This is a genomic window from Pseudomonas asplenii, assembly GCF_001293465.1.
In the GTDB taxonomy this organism is placed as follows: Bacteria; Pseudomonadota; Gammaproteobacteria; order Pseudomonadales; family Pseudomonadaceae; genus Aquipseudomonas; species Aquipseudomonas fuscovaginae_B.
Map to the genome: position 1 here is coordinate 19367 of NZ_JSYZ01000001.1, position 20389 is coordinate 39755.

Here is a 20389-nt window from a genome sequence, read left to right on the forward strand (position 1 = left end):
CAACCCTACTTCCCCAATGCCGCCAGGCGCCCGCGGATGAAGCGCTGCTCGGGCTCCTGCTGCGTCAGTTCCAGCGCCCGCCCATAGGCCTCGCGCGCCTCCTCCAGGCGCCCCAGCCGCCGATAGAACTCCGCCCGCGCCGAATGCGCCAGGTGATAATCCTGCAACTCGCCGCGCCCGAGTATCCGCTCCAGCAGCAGCAACCCTGCCTGCGGCCCATCGCGCATGGCCACCGCCACCGCGCGGTTCAGCTCGATCACCGGCGACGGCACGGCCCGTAGCAGCAGGTCATAAAGCCCGACAATCTGCGCCCAGTCGGTGTCCGCCGCGCTGGCCGCCTCGGCATGTACCGCCGCGATCGCCGCCTGCAGCCCATAAGGGCCGAATCGGCCGGAGGCCAGCGCCCTCTCGACCAGGTTGCAACCCTCGGCGATCAGTTCGGCATTCCACAGCGTGCGATCCTGGACATCGAGCAAAACCAGTTCGCCACTGGCCGAAACCCGTGCCTGACGCCGTGATTCGTGCAGCAGCATCAGCCCCAGCAACCCCATGACTTCCGGGTCCGGCAGCAACTCCAGCAACAGCCGCGCCAGGCGGATCGCCTCGCCGGTCAGTTCGTCCCGAGTCGCGCTGGCGCCCCGGGAGGCCGAATAACCTTCATTGAACACCAGGTAAATCACCCGCAGCACGCTATCCAGGCGTTCGGGCAGTTCGCCCAGGGTCGGTACCTGGTAGGGAATCTGCGCATCGCGGATCTTCGCCTTGGCCCTGACGATCCGCTGGGCGATGGTCGAGGGCGTCGAGAGAAACGCCCGGGCGATTTCCTCGGTGGTCAGGTCGCAGACTTCGCGCAATGTCAGCGGCACCTGGGCATCGGCCGAGAGCGCCGGGTGGCAGCAGGTGAAGATCAGGCGCAGCCGGTCATCCTGCAGGTCCTCGCCCTCCCATTCGGCCTGTTCGAGCTGTTCGGCCTGGGCGATCAGACGCTCCTGGGAGGCGGCAAAACGCGCCCGCCGACGCAGGGTATCGATGGCCTTGAAGCGCCCGGTGGAAACCAGCCAGGCTCGCGGATTGGCCGGTACGCCGTCGCGTTGCCAACGCTCGACAGCGACGAAGAACGCTTCGTGCAAAGCCTCTTCCGCCAGGTCGAAATCACCGAGCAGACGAATCAGCGTCGCCAGAATCCGCCGCGACTCCAGCCGATAGACCGACTCGACCCGCTGCCTGATGCCCTGGGTGATTTCGCTCAATCCGGCAGCCCCTGCGCGAGCAGCAAGGCCAGCCGGTCGAGGCTTTCGCCCCAGCCCTGATGGAAACCCATCTGCTCGTGGCTGTCGCGTTCGGCCGCGCTCCAGTGCATCGCACTGGCGGTATAAAGGGTGCCGCCCGGGGCTTCCTGCAGCGTGATCCGCGCCGTCATGAACGGCTTGCCGGTCGGCGTCCAGCCAGGGGCGAAGGCATCGGTGAAGACGATCCGCTCGGGCGCGGCGATTTCCAGGAACACGCCCTGGTAGGGATACTCGCTGCCATCCGGTGCCCGCATGACGGTGCGGAACAGGCCGCCGACCCACAACTGCATCTCGCAGATCGGCGTGGTCATGCCGTGCGGCCCCCACCAGCGGGCCAGCAGATCGGGTTCGGTCCAGGCCCGGAACACCTCGTTGCGTGGCGCCTCCAGCAAGCGGCTGATGGATAGCTCGTAATCCGCGCGCATCGGTTGAAGCGGCAGGCTGCTCATGACGGGGCTCCTGTTTCCTTATTGTTATGGATCGCCGCATAGGGCTCGGCATCCCGGCGGCGTTTCAGAGATTCAACTCCCGAACCGGGCGGACTTCAACACTGCCGACACGGGCCGCCGGAATATTCCCGGCAATTTGTAACGCCTCGTTCAGGTCACGGGCCTCGACCAGGTAGAAACCGGCCAATTGCTCCTTGGTTTCGGCGAACGGCCCGTCGGTGATCGACAGCTTGCCGCCACGCATGCGCACGGTGGTCGCGGTATGCACCGGCTCCAGCGGCTCGGCCGCGAGCATGCGTCCGCTGTCGCGGATCGACTGCGCGTAGGCCAGGCACTCCGGGTCCCGGGGGCTGTCGGGATGGGTGTGCAGCACCTCTTCGTTGCTGTAGATCAGGCACAGGTATTTCATGGGAAGTCTCCACGGACGGTCGAACAACTATGGCTGTTTTTCCAGGTTTGGCGAAATGCCCTGCACCTGGTACGGACACCTGTTAGTCGAACGAAAGACGAGCAGATCGACAAAGGCCTGAAAAAACCGCACGCCAGCCATTGCCGGAGAATCTTCCCACCGCCACATTCAGGCTGTTTCCTACCTGAATATCAGCATGGCCATATATATGAGATCAGTTACTCATCAACTGTAAAACTTGAGCACTGGGCAAACTTCCCGTTCAGCCATTAAATGAATCCGCACCTGCTGTTTTAAAAGAACAGCGGGGCGATCAATTAATGAATTGAAAGGACTCAATGATAAATGGACATCAGAAACCGGACTTCGAACGACACCCCATTCCCCTCGCCAACCGGCGTCCCACAACTGCCGAAGCGGCCTGGCACGCTGGATCTGGAGTTCAGCGAACACCGGGACGGCATCGTGATCTTCTCGGAGGCGGGACCCGGCTTCGTCGGCACTTCGCTATTACAACGCGATGGCCGACATCTGTTTATCGGCGTTCATGACGATGAGCCCACCGATATAATGCTGGCCGACTTCGAACCCGAAGGTTTTTATTATCGTCATTTTGCTACACCTTTCCCCGGAGCGGGCCGTGCACTGATCCATGCGGTGCAGGACGACCAGGAAAACTTCGTGATACTCGGCAACTTCCGCGATGGTGAGCAGGCCTTTTGCACACGCCTTGCGCCCACCGGCGAACGGGACCTGGCCTTTGGCGACAACGGCGAAGTCCAGCTGCCCTACCGGGCGCCGTGGACCGGCCGTGGGCACCGGCTCGTCCTGCAGGCGGACGGCCATATCCTCCTGCTGCTGAAGAGTCAGGCCGCAGGCGAAGGGGAAAGAGACGTCATCGTGCGCCTGGACAGCAGCGGCAACTACGATCCCGGTTTCGGAACCTGTGGCGTGGTCACCGCACGGGAAGCCGGCATCGCCTTCGAGGCACTGGCGCTCCAGGCGGATGGCGGGCTGGTGATCGCCGGTCGCCGCGGCCGCCGGGCCGTACTGATGCGTTACGGCAGCACCGGCCTGCCGGACACCCGCTTCGGCGAGGCGGGCTATCTGGAATTCGAATCCATCAGCGAAGGCAACGCGACGTTCTTCGCCGTGGCCGTACAGCCAGACCAGAAAATCGTCGCAGCCGGCTCGGCCAACCGCTCGGAGGATGTCGCCCTGCTGGTACGCAGCACCGCAGAGGGCACGCTGGACCCCGGGTTCAACGCCGGCAGCCCGCTCGCCTTCCCCGGCATCGGGTCGTGTCTGGCAACCCTCATCCAGGAAGACGGCATGATCCTCAGTGTCGGTCATGTCGACAATGGCGGCCAGACCTGGCTGATGCGTCACCAGGGCAATGGTGAAGTGGATGGTGGCTTTGGCGACCGGGGCATCAGCCACGTCAACCGCATTCCGGGGGACACCAGCTACTTCTCCCATCTGGAACTGCAACCCGACGGCAAGATCCTGATATCCGGGCGTTATGCGACCCACTCGGCGGTCATTCGCTGTCACGGACGCTGAACCGGCACCGCCTCCGGTCTTCCAACGGATGCCCGGAGGCTCGGCACCGGCGGTCTCGATCGGGGCAGACGGTCGCGGGCAGCACTTTCGGGGCGTTTCATATCCGCGCCGTATTATTGCGCGAGCGCCCCGTAAAGCTTCCGTATAATCGATATCACTCGCGCCGGTTTTCCACTATTTCTCTGCAGGTCGCCGCCTGATGCGGTGTTTTGCGGAGTCCAGCCATGAGCAATTTCCAGATTGGTCTGACGGTGCTGATCGGCATCAGTGTCTTTGGCGTCGTCACCTTCTACCTCGACTTCTGGCGCGAAACCAGAACGCAGAAGGAGCGGGAATAGCGCCGCGCAGATCAACCGGGCGAAGGCGCAGGTCAGTGGCGGATCGGCAGCCAGACCTCCACCTTGCCGGTACCGGCCTGCGGATCGAAGTCGGCGCTGTAGCGCTCGAATTCCGGCGCATCGGCTGCGGTATGCCCGGAGTTGGGCAACCACTGCTGCCAGATGGCCTCGAAGGTCTGTTTCAGGGTCGCAAGCGGGCCATGGTGTTCGAACACCGCGTAATACTGGGGCTGCAGTTCGACCCAACGATAGAGTTCGGGCAGATCGTCGAGCCTGCTGATCGCGACGCCGGCAATGTACTCGAAGCCGCCCTTGCCATCGGGATTGCAGCAGATACCGTAGGTCTCGTCGCCCAACTGGCCCGGCACATTTCCGATATGCGGTACGAAGGCATCCCAAAGATCCGGGATGGCTGCCGAGGTATCGGCGTTGAAGCGCCCGCCCAGTCCTGCGATCAATTGAAAGTGGCCATGCTCGAAGCGTGGCGGTGCCAATACAGGGCGCGAGGTATCATCCATGGGTACAGATCTCCGTCAGAGAAAGGAAGCCGCGTCGCAGTATAGAAGTAAAAAAGACTCTGGACAGAGTGCCATCAGCGCCATTATCTTCTGCCGCGCAGGCCACCGCAGTGGCCAACGTCGCTCGGACGGTTCCGGGCGCTTACGTCTCAGAGGCCAACATGGCAGACCAAGGTTCGCCGCGCCGCTTTGCGCGCATCGATCGACTCCCCCCTTACGTATTCAATATCACTGCCGAGCTGAAGATGGCCGCCCGCCGCCGTGGCGAGGACATCATCGACCTGAGCATGGGTAACCCCGACGGCGCGACTCCGCCGCATATCGTCGAAAAACTGGTGACCGTCGCCCAGCGCGAAGACACCCACGGCTACTCCACGTCCAAGGGCATCCCACGGCTGCGCCGGGCGATTTCCCACTGGTACAAGGACCGCTACGACGTCGAGATCGACCCGGAAAGCGAAGCCATCGTCACCATCGGCTCGAAAGAGGGCCTGGCCCACCTGATGCTCGCCACCCTCGACCATGGCGACACCGTGCTGGTGCCCAACCCGAGCTATCCGATCCATATCTACGGCGCAGTGATCGCCGGTGCCCAGGTACGGTCGGTGCCGCTGGTGCCGGGTGTCGATTTCTTCGCCGAACTGGAACAGGCCATTCGCGGCTCGATCCCCAAGCCGAAGATGATGATTCTCGGTTTCCCGTCGAACCCCACCGCCCAGTGCGTCGAGCTGGACTTCTTCGAGCGGGTGATCGCCCTGGCCAAGCAGTATGACGTGCTGGTGATCCACGACCTGGCCTACGCCGATATCGTCTACGACGGCTGGAAGGCGCCGTCGATCATGCAGGTGCCGGGCGCCAAGGATATCGCGGTGGAATTCTTCACCCTGTCCAAGAGTTACAACATGGCCGGCTGGCGAATCGGCTTCATGGTCGGCAATCCCGAGCTGGTCAGCGCCCTGGCGCGGATCAAGAGCTACCACGACTACGGTACCTTCACCCCGTTGCAGGTGGCGGCCATTGCCGCGCTGGAAGGCGACCAGCAGTGCGTGCGGGATATCGCCGAGCAGTACCGGCAACGTCGCAACGTACTGGTCAAGGGCCTGCATGAACTGGGCTGGATGGTCGAGAACCCCAAGGCCTCGATGTATGTCTGGGCGAAGATCCCCGAAGCCTATGCGCACCTGGGGTCGCTGGAATTCGCCAAGAAGCTGCTGGCCGAGGCCAAGGTCTGTGTCTCGCCGGGCGTGGGTTTCGGTGAATACGGCGACGACCACGTGCGCTTCGCCCTGATCGAGAACCAGGACCGTATCCGTCAGGCGGTACGCGGGATTCGCACGATGTTCCGCGCCGATGGCCTGGTGAAGAAAGCCGAAGGCTGATCCGCCCTCCTTGCCGCTCGTTCCCACGCTCCGCGTGGGAACGAGCGTGATCAGTCGATCAGACCACCAGCGACAGCAGCAGGATGAACACCAGCCCCACCACCGACAGGATGGTTTCCATCGCCGTCCAGGTCTTGAAGGTCTCGGTCACGGTCATGTTGAAGTACTGCTTGACCAGCCAGAACCCCGCATCGTTGACGTGAGACAGGATCAGCGAGCCCGCTCCCGTCGCCAGCACCAGCAGCTCACGGTTCACACCGGGAATCAGGTCGACCACCGGCATCACGATCCCGGCACCGGTGATCGTCGCCACCGTGGCCGAGCCCGTTGCCACACGGATCACCGCCGCCACCAGCCAGGCCAGCAGGATCGGCGAGATCTGTGCATTCACCGCGATATGGCCGATCACATCGCCCACGCCGCTAGTCACCAGCATCTGCTTGAAGCCACCACCGGCACCGATGATCAGGATGATCGCCGCGGTCGGCGCCAGGCTCGCATCCAGCAGCTTGAGGATCCGTTTGGAATCCATGCCCTGGCGTTTGCCGAAGGTATACAGCGCCAGCAGCAGGGCCAGCAGCAAGGCGCTGATCGGGTGGCCGATCATGTCCATCCAGAGGCGGAAGAAATGTCCGTCCGGCAGGACAATGTCGGCGAAGGTCTTGAGCAGCATCAGGAACACCGGCAACAGCACGGTCAACAGGGTCACGCTGAAGCTGGGCAAGGTGCTGGACACCGGCTCGCGGGCCAGTTGGTCCACCAGTTCCTGCGATGGATTGCCGGGAATGTGCCGGGCAATGAAGGTGCCGAAGATCGGACCGGCAACGATGGCGGTCGGCAGGGCGACGATCAGCCCGTAGAGAATGGTCTTGCCGATGTCGGCGTTGAACACCCCGATCGCCAGCAGCGGGCCCGGGTGCGGTGGCACCAGGCCATGTACCGCGGACAGGCCGGCCAGCAACGGGATACCGATCTTGATCAGCGACACACCGGTGCGTCGGGCAACGATGAACACCAGTGGAATCAGCAGCACGAAGCCGATCTCGAAGAACAGCGGAATGCCCACCAGGAACGCCGCGAACATCATCGCCCATTGCACCCGCTCCTTGCCGAAAGCGCGAATGAGGGTCTGGGCGATCTGATCGGCACCGCCCGAATCCGACATCATCTTGCCGAGCATGGTCCCCAGCGCGAGGATGATGCCGACGAAGCCCAGCACCCCGCCGAAGCCGTCCTGGAAGGCCTTGATGATCTTGTCCACCGGCATGCCCGAGGTCAGCCCGAGGAAGGCCGAGGCGATGATCAGGGCAATGAAGGGATGTATCTTGAAGCGGGTGATCAGCACGATCAGCCCGATAATCGTGACCACTGCATCGAGCAGCAGGTAGGTCTCGTGGGACAGTCCAAACATGAGGTGTCTCCTGGTTGTTGTTCTTATGGTGTTCGTGAATGTTCGACAGCCCTGGGGACAGCGCTATCTTTTCCGGCCGGGATTTTCGCTCCCGGCATCAGGCAATCCGTTCCAGGCCGTTGTCCCGCCACCAGCGATTGGCCGACTGGGCCAGTTGCTCGACCTCCCGCGTCGCATCGAGCGCCAGGGTCAAGGGTTCGCCCACCGGCGATTCGAGGGCGGCGAACTGGCTGTCGATCAGGGTGCCGGGCATGAAATGGCCAGGGCGATGGTTGACCCGCTCGGCGGCGACCGTCGGAGTCAGTTCGAGAAACACGAAGCCCAGGCCCGGCACGGCGCTACGCAGGCGGTCGCGGTAGCGCAGCTTCAGCGCCGAACAGGTCAGCACCGGGTGCTGGCCGGCCGCCACGGCACGACGCAGCTCGTCGCTCAGCGTATCGAGCCAACCGGCACGGTCTTCATCGTTAAGGGGGATACCGGCGCTCATCTTGGCGATGTTCGCCGCAGGGTGAAAGCTGTCGCCTTCGATCAGGGTGGCAGCGCCGAGCCGGCAGATAGCCTCACCCACGCTGGACTTGCCACAACCGGAAACACCCATGATAACCAGGGCAGTGATGGGTTGACTCATCTAACACCTCAGCACGAAGACAGCGCTGTCTTTGCCAGAGCTCTTGATACTGCAAAAGCAAAGCACAAAACATTCGTTGCCGACGTCTTCTTGTCGTTTTTATCGATTGCCGCGCTACAGCTTGCAGGTGTTACCGAGCGGGTTCAGGCCAACCACGCCCAGCCAATTGCAGGCCCATCGAGACAGCGCTACCTTAGTGCCTCGAATTTTGTTTGGCAAGCCGTCCGATGACCTCCACCAAGAACGACAAGAATGCCCGCACCACGGGACGCCCCACCCTCAACGAAGTCGCACGCCTGGCCGGCGTCAGTCCGATCACCGCGTCCCGCGCGCTGCGCGGTATCAGCACAGTGGCCACGGAACTGGTGGAAAAGGTCCAACGGGCGGCTGACGAGCTGAATTACGTGGTCAACCCGGCGGCCCGCGCCCTGGCCTCGGCACAAAGCCATTCGGTGGTGGTGCTGGTGCCGTCGCTGTCCAACCTGCTGTTCATCGACACCCTCGAAGCGATACACAAGGTACTGCGTCCGCGCGGTTTCGAAGTGCTGATCGGCAACTGCCACTATTCCCGTGACGAAGAAGAGAACCTGCTGCGCAACTATCTGGCCTATCAGCCCCGCGGGCTGCTGCTGACCGGCTTCGACCGCTCGGAAAGCGCCCGACGGATGGTCGAGGCCAGCAATGTGCCATGTGTCTACATGATGGACCTCGATCCCGGCGCCGGCGTGAACTGCGTCGGCTTCTCGCAACAGAGCGCCGGTGCCACCGCCGCCGAGCACCTGATCTCCCGGGGCCGCCGGCACCTGGCCTACATCGGCGCCCAGCTGGACCAGCGTACCCTGCTGCGCGGCGAAGGTTTCCGCCAGGCCCTGCAACGGGCCGGGCTCTATGACCCGGACCTGGAACTGCTGACCCCACGCCCATCCTCGGTCGGCCTGGGCGGCGAGCTGTTCCTGCAAATGATGAACAGCCATCCACAGGTCGACGCGATCTTCTTCGGCAACGACGACCTGGCCCAAGGCGCCCTGCTCGAAGCCATGCGCTGCGGCATCAAGGTGCCGGAACAGGTGGCGGTGCTGGGCTTCAACGACCTGCCGGTGTCGGCCTTCATGGTCCCGCGCCTGAGCAGCATCCGCACCCCACGCGAAGCCATCGGCCAACGGGCGGCGGAGCAGTTGCTGCATCTGATGGCCGGCAATGCGGTGCCCCAGCCGGTGGTGGACATGGGCTTCGAACTGATGGTGCGCGAAAGCAGCTAGGATCTCGGTGGCCCATTCGCACAAAGCCGATGAGCGGCATGCAAGTTACGGGCGATGGGCTAACGTGAGTGTTCATCAATGGGTCATATTCCGGCCGGAGCGCCGACGAGGAAGCCCGCATGAACCTGCCCAGAGTCCTGCTCACCGGCGCCTGCGGCCGTATCGGCAAGACGTTTTTTCTCGCCAGCAAAGACCGTTACGAGTTCCTGCTCGTCGATCGCCACCTGCCGGACTTCCCCATCGCAGAGCACCGGTTCGTGCGGCTGGACCTCGATGAAAAGGACTCGTTGCCGTCGCTGCTCGAAGGCATCGACGTGGTCGTGCACCTGGCCTGCTCCCCCCATCTGGACGCCTCCTTCGAAGAGCTGCTGCCCAACAACATCCTCGCCACCACCTACCTGCTGGAGGCCACGGCGAAGGCCGGCTGCCAGCGGCTGGTGTTCGCCAGCAACACCCAGGTCGTCGAAGGCCATGCGCCGGATCGACCGATCACCCCGGACATGCCGGTGATGCCGGCGAGCCTGTACGGCGCCAGCAAATGCTATGGCGAAGCGCTATGCGCGCTGTATGCCAGCCAGCACGGCCTATCGACCATCGTCCTGCGCCTCGGTGTCTTCGGGCTCCCCGACGATCACGACTGGCAGCATACCCGCGAGCTGGGCACTTGGCTCAGCCCGCGCGACGCCGTGCAATTGCTGCAACGGGCCATCGAAGTGCAAGGAGTGCAGCACCTGGTTGCCCACGGGATATCCGACAATCACGGCAAACGCCTCGACCTGGCCGAAACCCGTCGGGTGCTGGGCTACCAGCCGCTGGATGGCAGTTCCCGGGGTTCCCACCCAAACAACCCGAAGCCGGTGATGAGAAACCCTGGCAGTGGAGAGCGGCCACCCAGCTGGATGGCCATCCATTCATAGCGAGTTGACGTAGACCGACTTCGCCACCAGGTAGGGTTCCAGCGCCTCGGGTCCACCTTCGGAGCCGTAGCCCGAATCCTTCACCCCGCCGAACGGCATCTCCGCCCAGGGAGTCATCGCCTGGTTGATCCACAGCATGCCGGCCTCGACCCGCTGGGTCAGCCGGTGCACATTGGCGAACGAACGGGTGAAGGCGTAGGCGGCCAGACCGTAGGGCAGCCGGTTCGCTTCGGCGATGGCCTCGTCGAGCGAGTCGAAGCCCCGCACCGCGGCCACCGGGCCGAACGGTTCATTGTTGAACACGTCCGCCTCCAGCGGCACACCGGACAGGATGGTCGGCGCGAAGAAGTTACCGGTGTTGCCGATCCGCTCGCCACCGGTCTCCAGGCGCGCACCGCTGGCCAGCGCACTCTCGACCACCTGGGTCATGGCACTCAGGCGACGGCCGTTGGCCAGCGCACCGAGGGTGGTGTCGGCCTCCAGGCCGTTGCCGACCTTGAGCGACTGGGCATAACGGACCATCTCCCGGGTGAACTCCTCGCGGATGCTGTTATGCACCAGGAACCGCGTCGGCGAAATGCACACCTGCCCGGCGTTGCGGAACTTGGCCCCGGCCATGGCCTTGACCGCCGCTTCCACGTCGGCATCCTCGGCGATGATCACCGGGGCATGCCCGCCCAGTTCCATCGTCGCCCGCTTCATGTGCTGCCCGGCCAGCGCCGCCAGGTGCTTGCCCACCGGCGTCGAGCCGGTGAAGGTGACCTTGCGCACCACCGGGTGGGCGATCAGGTAGGAGGAAATCTGTGCCGGGTCGCCGAACACCAGCCCGACCACGCCAGGCGGCACGCCGGCATCGACGAACGCGCGCAGCAGGGCCGCCGGCGACGCCGGCGTCTCCTCGGGGGCCTTGACCAGGAAGGAGCAGCCGGTGGCCAGCGCGGCACACAGCTTGCGCACCACCTGGTTGACCGGGAAATTCCACGGGGTGAAGGCCGCGACCGGGCCGACCGGTTCGCGTACCACGGTCTGCTGCACCGCGACGTTACGCGAGGGCACGACACGACCGTACACACGTCGGCCCTCGTCGGCGAACCACTCGATGATATCCGCAGCGGAGTTGACCTCGATCCGCGACTCCGAAAGCGGCTTGCCCTGCTCCTGGGTCAGCAGTTGCGCGATGCCTTCGGCACGCTCGCGAACCAGTTGCGCCGCCTTGCGCATGATCACCGCCCGCTCGTTGGCCGGCACCCAGCGCCATACGTCGAAACCGCGCTGCAGCGCCGCCAGGGCCCGATCCAGATCGGCGATGTCGGCACGGGCGACCTGGCCGATCACCAGGCCGGTCGCCGGGTTCAGCACGTCGAGCGTCTTGCCGTCTTGCGCATCGCACCACTGGCCATCGATCAGCAACTGCGTGTTCACATAGTTCGCTTCGGTCATCGGTTATCTCCCAAATAATCGTTCACGGCGTCGGATGCAGGCTACTGAACGCGCTATCGCCCAGGGCTGCAAGTGAATGTTCAACATGCCAGAGCGGCAAACCCGGCGGCAAGGATTCTCCGCTTTCCGGCCAGCGCCTGCAGGCGTGTATCGCCCAAGGCGTGGAAAAACGGGCTTTGTACCAGCCGGCATACAAATTGCTCGGTGCCTGGGGTCTCTTAACACTCAGGTATTTATCCCATGTTGGTCAATGCCCGTAACAATCCGGTGATCCAACCCACCAACCGTTCGGATCTGGACCCCACCACCGCCGCCAACAACGTGCTGGCCAGCGGCTACGTGCCAACCGCACAGGCCGCCGCCGGCCTCAGCTCGAACCCGACCAGCCAGAACGCCGCCGACAAGGTCGCCGACAACGTCAATGCCGCGTTCGCCAAGACCCGCGTGCACCTGCAGGCCAAGATCCCCGACGTGGCCGCCGCCGCGACCCTCAGCGCCACGCCGCCGACCACCCGCACCGCGCCGTCTGCCACCAGTACCGACAGCGACGCGATGAAGGAATTCAAGGACTACATGAGCAAATCGCCGGCCGAACGCCTGCGCGAGCAGATGCTCAAGGACCAGGGGCTGACCGAGGAAAGCTTCAAGCAGTTGCCGCCCGAGCAGCAGCAGGCGATCAACAACAAGATCGCCGAGCGCATCAAGGAACAGTTCAACGCCCAGACCGAGAAGAACAGCCCCAACCCGGTCGAGAAGCAGGTGGCCAGCGCGTTCCTCACCAGCAATAGCTGATCGGGCCGCAGTGGCCGGCTTGTCCGCGAAGGGGCCCAGAGGCCGCCAACAGCTTCGCGGGCCAGTCCGGCTCCTGCAGTGGCGGTGCCTGGTGCAGATGGGGCTTACGCCCGCTTTCGCTCACCCGCCAGGGCCGCTGATTGATGAACCCGGCGGAGTCATTCCAGCATCTCGAACAACGCCGTCACGGCCGCGCACTGGCTTGTCGTCGGGCACGCCACCAGGGCGAACCGGCGCTCTACCGGTACTGCCAGCGGCAGCACCCGCAGCCCCCGGCGCTCCTTCGGTAGCGTCAGTTCCGGCACCAGGCTCACGCCAAGCCCCTCGCGCACCAGCGCGAAGGCGCTGCTCCACTCCCGCACTTCGACCCGTACATCCGCGAGCGGCAGGCCGGCCTCGGCCGCGAGGCTGCGGGCGTTGACCGTGCAACCCCCGGTCGCCAGCACAAAGGGTTCGGCCACCAGTTCCGCGAGGCTGACCCGGCCCTCGGGGCCACGGGCCGCCAGGCGGTGCCCCAGGGGCACCACCGCGACCCAGCGATCGCGCCCCAGCTCATGGGCCACGCGCCCCGGCTCCGGGTTGAGGACCACGCCGACATCCACCAGATCAGCGGCGAGCATGGCCTCGACCTCATGGTCGCTGACCTCCAGCGCGACCACCTCAATGCCCGGATGGCGCTGGCGGAAACGCTGCAGCAAGGGTGGCAGCAAGCTGCTCAGGACCATGGGAAAACTCGCCAGGCGGATGGTGCCTCCGGTCAATCCGCGGGCACTGTCGACCCGCTGGCGAATGTTCTGCAGGGCCCCCAGCATCAGCCGCGCCTGCTCCAGCACCTGCAACCCGATAGCCGTCGGCACCGCCTGGCGCGCCTCACGCACGAACAGTTGTACGCCGAGCGTTTCCTCCATCCCCGCCAGGGCCTGGCTGGCCGCCGACTGGGTCATGCCGACCTGCTCGGCGGCGCGGCTGATGGTGCCGCTGTCGAGCACCGCCACCAGCAGACGCCAGTGCACCAGATTCATCATTCCAGTAGCTGTCCTTATGGCACGTTTCTGAAGGATTGATTTTACCCGGACTGCAGACGCAGACGAGACTGTCGCCACTGTGTTTTCCCCCTGGAGTCCATCGCCCATGAAGTTGTACTACGCTCCTGAAACCTGCTCCCTGGCCCCTCATATCGTGCTCCGCGAACTCGGCTTGCCGTTCGAACGGGTGCGGGTCGACAACCGCAGCAAGCTCACCGAGCACGGTGACGATTTCCGCCGCATCAACCCCAAGGGCTATGTGGCGGCGCTGCAACTGGACAACGGCGAGGTGCTGACCGAGGGGGCGGCCATCCTGCAGTTTCTCGCCGACCTCAGGCCCGAGGCCGGGCTGGCGCCACCCCATGGCAGTTGGCAACGGGTGCGCCTGCAGGAGTGGCTGAACTTTCTCGGCAGCGAGATCCACGGGACCATGGGGCCGTTGTTCAACGTGACGATCCCCGAGGAGGTCAAGGCGATCTTCCGCACACGGCTGTTCCAGCGCTTCGACTTGCTGGAAAACACCCTGGCGAAGCAGGACTATCTGCTCGAAGGCGACTTCAGCGTGGCGGATGCCTATCTGTTCACGGTGATGCGCTGGAACCGTTTCTTCGCCATCGACCTGGCGCCCTGGCCGGCACTGGTGCGCTTCATGACACGGATTGGCGAACGGCCTAACGTCAAGCTGGCGCTGGAGGTCGAGTCGGCGCCGTGATATTCCCCTTGCGGGAGAGGGCCGGGCGGCGCTCCGCTTGCGGGCGACAGCGCCGATTCGACCGACACAAGACTCACGACCTGCGCAGCTCCGGCCACCCCCGGCTCTCGATCAACCCCAGCAATGCCTGCACATCCCAGGCGCCCGGCCGGTCCGTCTCCAGCCGGGCCACCTGGCTGCGCACCGCCCGATGGATCCCGGCGGTCCCCTGCCCCAGGCGCACATCGCCACGCAGGTCCACCGCCTGGGCGGCGGCGATCAGTTCGATGGCCGCCTGGGTCTGCACCAGGCGCACCAGTTCGCGGGTCTTGTCGATCACCGCCAACGCCTGCCCGGCATAATCCTCCACCCGATCCGCCACCGCGATACACACGGCCGGCAACGGATTGGCCAGGTGCCCGATCTGCGCCAGCAGCGCCGCCGAAGTCCGCTGCAACGCCGCCAGCCCGACATGCCCCGGCGTCTCGATCAGAAAGCGCGGCAGCTCGCTGGAGGCCGGCGACAACAACTTCGCCAGGCGCTCCGCCGAGCACGCCGCCAGGCGACTGAAAGCCAGGCCCAGACCCTCACTTGCCAGTGCCAGATGGGTACTGTCGAAATTGCCATTGGCCAGTACCTGTCCATCCTCGACCACCAACGCCGGATTGTCGGCACCGCTCGCCAGCTCCGTCGCCAGTGTGTCGCGCAACTGTTGCCAGGCCTGCCGGGCAGCGCCCTGAACCTGCGCGGCACAGCGAAAACTCAGTGGGTCCTGCAAGCGTCGCGCGGCCTGTGGCTGCTTCAGCTCACCACCTTCGAACAGCGCCAGCAACAACGCCGCCTGTGCGGCGTGCCCACTGACCGGATGCAGTTGCGCGGCCCGCGGCCGGAACGGGCCGAGATTGGCCCGGTAGCCCTCACAGGACAACGCCAGTGCCGCCAGCAACGAGTCCAGCGCCCGGTCCGCCTCGTCCAGCAGCAAGCTGCCGAGTCCGAGGCTCGCCGCATTGGCCGAGACCAGCGCCAGGCCATCCTTGCCGGACAACGCCGGCACCGCCAGGCCGCATTCGGCCAGTGCCTGCGCCGCCGGCACGCGCTGCCCGCGCCACTGCACCCAGCCTTCGCCGAGCAGCCCGAGACTCAGGTGCGCCAGCGGTGCCAGGTCGCTTTCGCCGAGCGAACCGGTCAACGGAATCTCCGGGCAGATATCGGCGTCGAGCAACGCCAGCAGTGCCTCTGCCGTCGCCAGGGAAATGCCCGAACGCCCCTCGGCCAACCCGGCCAGGCGAGCCGCGGCGATAGCCCGAACCTCCTCGCGACTGGCCAGGCGTCCGACCCCGACCGCACGCCCCAAGGCAATGCGTGGCTGCCGCCGCGGGTCATCCGTCGGCAGGCGCAGATCCACCGCCGCGCCAAGGCCGGTGGTGACGCCATAGATCGCCGCACCCGCCTCGGCCCGGGCCAGCAACAAGCGGTGGGACTGGTCGATCCGCTGGCGCGCCGGCTCGCCCAGGCGCAGTGCGGCGGTACCCCGGGCAACCCGTAGCAGGTCCTGCACAGACAACGGTCGCTCACCCAGTTCGATGGCCGTCATGCGAAACGCAACCGCTGGCCGATCCCCAGCCTGGCCGCCTTGCGCAACAGCGCATGGCCCAGGGCGATATCGCTCAGGCTCAGCCCGCGATGCCAGAACAGAATACGTTCCCCGGGGCTCTGTCGACCGTTCTTCAAGCCGGCGACGATCTGCCCCAACTCCGCATGCAGGGTCTGTTCACTGAGCTTGCCCACCTCGACATGGGCTCGCAGCGCACCGAACAGACCACCTTTGCACTGGCCCCAGTCGTCGACCACCAGCTTGTCCATGATATCGGTCAGCGACAGCTCCACCGCGCTCATGGTGCCGTAGGGCACGACGAAGGCGCCGGGCTTGATCCACTCGGTGCGCAACAGCGGTTGCGGCTGGTCCAGGCGCGAGGCCTCGACCACGATATCGGCTCCGCGCACCGTGCTTTCCCAGTCGTGGGTGACCGTCACCGGCTTGCCAAGATCGCGACGCAGGCGTTCGGCGAAAGCCTCGCGGCTTTCCTCGCGACGCGAATGCACACGGATCTCGTCGAAGTCGAACAGGTGATCGAGCAGTCGCACGTTCCAGTAGGCGGTGCCCCGTGCGCCGATGTGCCCGAGCACCTTGCTGTCGGGACGGGCCAGGTACTTGGCACCGATGGCCGTCACCGCGCCGGTGCGCATGTCGGTGATCGCCGAGGCATCGAGAATCGCCTTCGGCACCCCGGTGGCCGGGTCCATCAGGTTGAGGATCGCCAGTTCCGACGGCAGGCCCTGACGATAGTTGTCGACGAAATCGCCGACCACCTTGACCCCGGCATAGCCGATATCGCCACTCAGCACACCACGCAGGATATTGAAGTGCCCCTTGATCGCGTCACCGGGAATCAGGTGGGTACGCGGTTCGATCACCGCTTCGCCGCGGCCCTGGATCGCCAGGCTGGCTTCGATGGCGTCGAGAATTTCGTCATTGCCCAGGTCCAGGGCGTCGATGTCCGGACCGTTGAGAAAGTCGATGTAAACAGGCTGCATGGAAGGTGTTTTCCTCTGCTGGGCTCATTCGGCCTTGAACACGTTCTGCTGCACCTTGATCGACTTGGGCACCAGGTGATTGGCGAAAAACAGGTCGGCGGTACGCTGCTGGTTATCGACGGTGGCCTGGTCGATGGCGCGCAGCGGTACCCGCGAGCGATGCTCGAAGTAACGCTGGACCACCGGCCGTTGCAGGCCGAGGGCCTGGGTCATCAGGTCGATGCTCGCATCAGGCTGGTCGAAGGACACCTGCTGGCCCTGGCCGATGGCCTTGAGGATGGGCGCGATGCTTTGCGGGTAATGGCGGGCGAACGCGCCACTGGCGATGTACAGCGAACCGCCGGAGTTGAGCCCCTGGCCGTCGCTGAGCAGGCGCGCGCTGCCATCGAGCAGGGCCGCGGAGTAGTATGGGTCCCAGATCACCCAGGCATCCAGCTTGCCCTGTTCGAAGGCCGCCCGGGCATCGGCCGGCGACAGGTAGACCAGGTTCACGTCGCTGAGCTTGAGGCCGGCCTTGCCCAGGCTCTTGAGGAACAGGTTGTGCGCGCTGGAGCCCTTGAGCAGCGCGACACGCTTGCCCTTGAGACCCGCCACGTCCTGCACGTCGCTGGCCTTGGGCACGATGATCGCCTCGGTCTGGCCATCGGTGGGTTCGATGCCGATGTAGACGAAATCGATACCGGCGACCTGGGCGAAGATCGGCGGGATATCGCCAATGTTGCCTACATCCAGGCTACCGCCGTTGAGCGCTTCGATCAGTTGCGGACCGCCCGGGAATTCGACCCATTGCACCTGGGTGCCGGGCAGGGCCTTTTCCAGCAGCTTGTGCTCGCGGGCCAGGACCATGCTCACCGAACTCTTCTGGTAACCGATCCGCAGGGTAGCGGGCTCGGCAGCCTGGGCCAGTTGGCTCAGCAGGACCAGGGACAAGGCCAGCCAGATTCGCTTGAGCATCACAGGGCCCCCTTGACGCGTTCGGCAACGGCAGCGGGTACCCACTGGCTCCAGACCTGCGGCTGTTCACGCAGGAAGGTGGTCGCTACCGCCCGCGGCGCCAGGCGCTTCTCGCTCATCTGCGCCAGGGTGCGGTTGAGCAGGTCGATGGGCAGGTCGACCTTCTCGAACACCTCGACCAACTCCGGGTACTGCTGTTTGAAAGCGGCGGAAACACCAATCGCCAGATGCGCCGGCAGCGAGCGGGTGCCACGTGGATGCGGGTTGCTGGCATCGGCCAGGGTCTTCCAGGCCTCGGCGTCGAAGGGTGGCTCCTCCAGCTTGACCAGATTGAAGCGCCCCAGCAGCGGGGTGGGCGACCAGTAGTAGAACAGCACCGGCTTGCCGCGCTTGACCGCGGAGCTGACCTCGGCGTCCAGCGCCGCGCCGGAACCGGTGCGGAAGTTGACGAAGCTGTCGCTCAGGCCGTAGGCCTTGATCTTCTGGCTGTTGACGATTTCCGAAGTCCAGCCGGTGGGGCTGTTGAGGAAACGGCCGCGGGACGGGTCTTCCGGGTCGGCGAACACGTCCTTGTAGCGTGGCAGGTCGGCCACCGACCTGAGATCCGGCGCCAGCGGCCTGATACCCCGCGCCGGGTCACCCTTGATCACGTATTCCGGTACCCACCAGCCTTCGGTGGCCCCCTTGACGGTATCGCCGAGGCCGAACACCTTGCCTTCGCTTTCGGCCTTGACCCAGGCCGGGCTGCGACCGGCCCATTCCTCACCGATCACCTGGATATCGTTCTTCGCCAGGGCGGCCTCCAGGCTCACGGTACTGCCGGGCAGGGTGTCGGTCGGATAGCCGTAGCCTTTCTCGACGATCAGCCGCAGCACCTCGGTGATCAGGCTGCCGCTTTCCCAGGTGATGTCACCGAAATGGATGGGGGGCGGCAGGTCGGCGGCGGGGGCCTGTCGGGCCAGCAGGCTCAGTGCCAGCAGCGAGCTGCCGAGCAGGGTCTTGATGGATGTCATGGTCACCTCGTGGTGGTCTGGTTTTCAGGGTTGGGCGAAACAAAACAGGGGCTGCTGCGACCGTTGGCAATGTGAATGCGCATTGAGCCCCGCCGCGCCCTCGGCGGCGCTTCAGGGAGTGATGGGCTGTGCCCGACACCAACCTTTAGGCATGGCATTGTGCTCACGGACCAACAGGCGATTACCGTTAGCCCGCCCCCGTGGTTGCGGCGTTTCCGACTCCCGACTCACCGCCATCGCGTCTCGCCCGCAGGCAACGGCTGAACGCCCGGGTCATGTAGTCGCTGACCGAGCGTTGGGAGATACCCAGCTCGGCGGCGATCTCGGGATAGGTCAGGCCATTGACCCGGGACAGCAGGAAGCTCGCCTTGACCTTGTCCGGCAACCCGCCGAGCAAGCGCTCGACGCGTTCCAACGCTTCAAGCATTTGCGCCAGGTCCTCGGGCGATGGCACCGGTACTTCGGCGTCCTGTTGCAGGGCATCAAGATAGGCCCGCTCCAGATCCCGGCGGCGCCAGAGCTGGTACATCAGTCGCTGCGCGAGGGTGGTCAACAGGGCGCGGGGCTGGCGGATCGATAAGCCGTCTGCGGCCGTCAGCAACTGGACAAAGGTGTCGGCGGCGATGTCTTCGGCACTGGCGCTGGAGTCGAGATGACGGCGCAGGCGGCCGCAGAGCCAGTCGTAATGGCTGCGGAACAATCCGCCCACGTAGTCGCTGTGAGGTGTGTCGGCGCCGGACATAGTGGCTCCTGGAAAAAGAGTTGCGCTATATGTCCGGTGGTCCGGTGGCGGGATGCTACCAACCCTGCTTATTCTTTAATAATACTTAAAAAATATTTTTATATAACAAAACTAACAAACGCCCCCTGATGGAAGCAGGCGCTCCGGTTCATCCGCGAACGCTCACACCGCCCTGCTCGGGAAGGTCCAGGCGAAACCCCGAACGCTCAGCCTCATCGCGATAGTCGAGCAACACCTGGTAGTCCGCCTCGCAGGCCGGCAACACTTCGCGCAACCCCAGCACCTCGCCAACCTCGGGCAGTTCCCGCAACGCCTGGTTCATCGCTTCGCGAATCCGCACCACCTCCCCCTCTGCCAACCCCGCCACGCCGATGTACGGCAGGCAGGGACTCAACGCACTGCGCGCCACCACCCGCAAGCCGGCGACCTCCTGCGGGGCGAAGCGGGCCAGATAGGCGAAGGTCACGCTGTCCACCGCGGCCAGGTCAGCCAGGTCTTCCCGCAGCCAGCGCAGGCTTTCGCGGTGGGCGCCGCTGCGCCCGACACTGGCGAAGAAGCGCCCATCCCTGTGCAGCGCCGCCAGGCTATGGCGCAACAGGTTCATGCCGCTGTTGGAGCCATCGTCATTGATCACCCCACGGCTGCCGAAAAACTCCGCCAACGCCGAGCGCGGATTGTCCGCACGAGCCAGCAGGAGGCTGCAATGCTGACCGTCGGCCGCATCCGGCAACCGGTAATGCGGGCGACCGACGACACTCACCTGGCCGCGTAGCCGGGTCATCAGCGGGTAACCGCAGGTCTGGGTCAGCAGCAGGTCCGGTGCCAGCCACAGCGCCATGAGGTCCAGACCGCCAGCCGGGCGGCGACTCGCCCCGAGCTTGTCGAGAATGCGCCCGAGCCATTGTTCGTTGGCATGTTGCACGGCCTCCGGAGCCACGTACATCAGCAGTTCGGCGTAACCAGCGGTCATGGGGCCT

The 20389-nt window shown here is 64.9% G+C and carries 20 protein-coding genes; 6 read left to right on the forward strand and 14 right to left on the reverse strand.

Annotated elements, in window-relative coordinates; translation table 11 throughout:
* Nucleotides 1-5: 5 nt before the first annotated feature.
* From PF66_RS00105 to PF66_RS00115, 3 genes are all read right to left on the reverse strand, one after another.
* On the reverse strand, nucleotides 6-1241 hold the full coding sequence (locus PF66_RS00105) for an RNA polymerase sigma factor (protein WP_054056524.1): 1236 nt from the start codon (nucleotides 1239-1241) through the stop codon (nucleotides 6-8).
* A gap of 5 nt (nucleotides 1242-1246) precedes the next feature.
* A complete protein-coding gene (locus tag PF66_RS00110; protein WP_054056514.1) occupies nucleotides 1247-1738 on the reverse strand; it encodes an SRPBCC family protein in 492 nt (163 codons plus the stop codon).
* Nucleotides 1739-1802: 64 nt separating this feature from the next.
* Nucleotides 1803-2147, reverse strand: coding sequence for a YciI family protein (locus PF66_RS00115; RefSeq protein WP_054056515.1), 345 nt, complete (start codon nucleotides 2145-2147; stop codon nucleotides 1803-1805).
* 345 nt (nucleotides 2148-2492) lie between these two features.
* On the opposite strand from PF66_RS00115, the gene PF66_RS00120 reads away from it, so the two are divergent.
* Entirely contained in the window at nucleotides 2493-3710 is a 1218-nt protein-coding gene (locus PF66_RS00120; protein WP_054061600.1) for a hemolysin, read from the forward strand.
* Between the two features lie 370 nt (nucleotides 3711-4080).
* On the opposite strand, the gene PF66_RS00125 is transcribed toward PF66_RS00120, so the two are convergent.
* On the reverse strand, nucleotides 4081-4566 hold the full coding sequence (locus PF66_RS00125) for a GyrI-like domain-containing protein (protein WP_054061601.1): 486 nt from the start codon (nucleotides 4564-4566) through the stop codon (nucleotides 4081-4083).
* Between the two features lie 161 nt (nucleotides 4567-4727).
* Between PF66_RS00125 and alaC the strand changes: the two genes are divergently transcribed.
* Nucleotides 4728-5945 carry an alanine transaminase gene (gene alaC, locus PF66_RS00130; RefSeq protein WP_017905281.1) on the forward strand — a complete coding sequence of 406 codons (1218 nt, stop codon included), beginning with the start codon at nucleotides 4728-4730 and terminating at the stop codon, nucleotides 5943-5945.
* Nucleotides 5946-6003: 58 nt separating this feature from the next.
* Here alaC and PF66_RS00135 read toward each other — a convergent pair whose 3' ends face one another.
* Together PF66_RS00135 and PF66_RS00140 are read right to left on the reverse strand one after the other, a co-directional pair.
* A complete protein-coding gene (locus PF66_RS00135) occupies nucleotides 6004-7356 on the reverse strand; it encodes a GntP family permease (protein ID WP_054056518.1) in 1353 nt (450 codons plus the stop codon).
* A 97-nt stretch (nucleotides 7357-7453) separates the two neighbouring features.
* Nucleotides 7454-7984 carry a gluconokinase gene (locus tag PF66_RS00140; RefSeq protein WP_054061602.1) on the reverse strand — a complete coding sequence of 177 codons (531 nt, stop codon included), beginning with the start codon at nucleotides 7982-7984 and terminating at the stop codon, nucleotides 7454-7456.
* A gap of 227 nt (nucleotides 7985-8211) precedes the next feature.
* Between PF66_RS00140 and PF66_RS00145 the strand changes: the two genes are divergently transcribed.
* Both PF66_RS00145 and PF66_RS00150 read left to right on the forward strand, forming a co-directional pair.
* Nucleotides 8212-9243: a LacI family DNA-binding transcriptional regulator gene (locus PF66_RS00145; RefSeq protein WP_054056520.1), complete on the forward strand. Its 1032-nt coding sequence runs from the start codon at nucleotides 8212-8214 to the stop codon at nucleotides 9241-9243.
* A 119-nt stretch (nucleotides 9244-9362) separates the two neighbouring features.
* Nucleotides 9363-10160, forward strand: coding sequence for an NAD-dependent epimerase/dehydratase family protein (locus tag PF66_RS00150; protein ID WP_054061603.1), 798 nt, complete (start codon nucleotides 9363-9365; stop codon nucleotides 10158-10160).
* On the opposite strand, the gene PF66_RS00155 is transcribed toward PF66_RS00150, so the two are convergent.
* Nucleotides 10155-11600 carry an NAD-dependent succinate-semialdehyde dehydrogenase gene (locus PF66_RS00155; RefSeq protein WP_054056522.1) on the reverse strand — a complete coding sequence of 482 codons (1446 nt, stop codon included), beginning with the start codon at nucleotides 11598-11600 and terminating at the stop codon, nucleotides 10155-10157. The two genes, PF66_RS00150 and PF66_RS00155, sit on opposite strands and share 6 nt — an antisense overlap.
* Nucleotides 11601-11840: 240 nt before the next feature.
* On the opposite strand from PF66_RS00155, the gene PF66_RS00160 reads away from it, so the two are divergent.
* Nucleotides 11841-12392, forward strand: coding sequence for a hypothetical protein (locus PF66_RS00160; protein ID WP_054061604.1), 552 nt, complete (start codon nucleotides 11841-11843; stop codon nucleotides 12390-12392).
* 158 nt (nucleotides 12393-12550) lie between these two features.
* On the opposite strand, the gene PF66_RS00165 is transcribed toward PF66_RS00160, so the two are convergent.
* Nucleotides 12551-13417, reverse strand: a complete 867-nt coding sequence (locus PF66_RS00165) for a LysR family transcriptional regulator (protein WP_054061605.1) — start codon at nucleotides 13415-13417, stop codon at nucleotides 12551-12553.
* A gap of 106 nt (nucleotides 13418-13523) precedes the next feature.
* Here PF66_RS00165 and gstA point away from each other — a divergent pair, with 106 nt between their 5' ends.
* Nucleotides 13524-14129, forward strand: a complete 606-nt coding sequence (gstA, locus tag PF66_RS00170; RefSeq protein ID WP_054061606.1) for a glutathione transferase GstA — start codon at nucleotides 13524-13526, stop codon at nucleotides 14127-14129.
* Nucleotides 14130-14202: 73 nt separating this feature from the next.
* Here gstA and PF66_RS00175 read toward each other — a convergent pair whose 3' ends face one another.
* The 6 genes from PF66_RS00175 to PF66_RS00200 form a co-directional block, all read right to left on the reverse strand.
* Nucleotides 14203-15702 carry an aromatic amino acid lyase gene (locus PF66_RS00175; protein ID WP_054061607.1) on the reverse strand — a complete coding sequence of 500 codons (1500 nt, stop codon included), beginning with the start codon at nucleotides 15700-15702 and terminating at the stop codon, nucleotides 14203-14205.
* Nucleotides 15699-16703: an ornithine cyclodeaminase family protein gene (locus tag PF66_RS00180; RefSeq protein ID WP_054061608.1), complete on the reverse strand. Its 1005-nt coding sequence runs from the start codon at nucleotides 16701-16703 to the stop codon at nucleotides 15699-15701. Before PF66_RS00180 ends, PF66_RS00175 begins: the two co-directional genes overlap by 4 nt.
* 24 nt (nucleotides 16704-16727) lie before the next feature.
* A complete protein-coding gene (locus PF66_RS00185; RefSeq protein WP_054061609.1) occupies nucleotides 16728-17657 on the reverse strand; it encodes an aliphatic sulfonate ABC transporter substrate-binding protein in 930 nt (309 codons plus the stop codon).
* Nucleotides 17657-18670 carry an ABC transporter substrate-binding protein gene (locus tag PF66_RS00190; protein ID WP_054061610.1) on the reverse strand — a complete coding sequence of 338 codons (1014 nt, stop codon included), beginning with the start codon at nucleotides 18668-18670 and terminating at the stop codon, nucleotides 17657-17659. Before PF66_RS00190 ends, PF66_RS00185 begins: the two co-directional genes overlap by 1 nt.
* A gap of 187 nt (nucleotides 18671-18857) precedes the next feature.
* Nucleotides 18858-19412 carry a sigma-70 family RNA polymerase sigma factor gene (locus PF66_RS00195; RefSeq protein WP_054061611.1) on the reverse strand — a complete coding sequence of 185 codons (555 nt, stop codon included), beginning with the start codon at nucleotides 19410-19412 and terminating at the stop codon, nucleotides 18858-18860.
* A 148-nt stretch (nucleotides 19413-19560) separates the two neighbouring features.
* On the reverse strand, nucleotides 19561-20382 hold the full coding sequence (locus PF66_RS00200) for a phosphate/phosphite/phosphonate ABC transporter substrate-binding protein (RefSeq protein ID WP_054061612.1): 822 nt from the start codon (nucleotides 20380-20382) through the stop codon (nucleotides 19561-19563).
* Nucleotides 20383-20389: the final 7 nt, after the last annotated feature.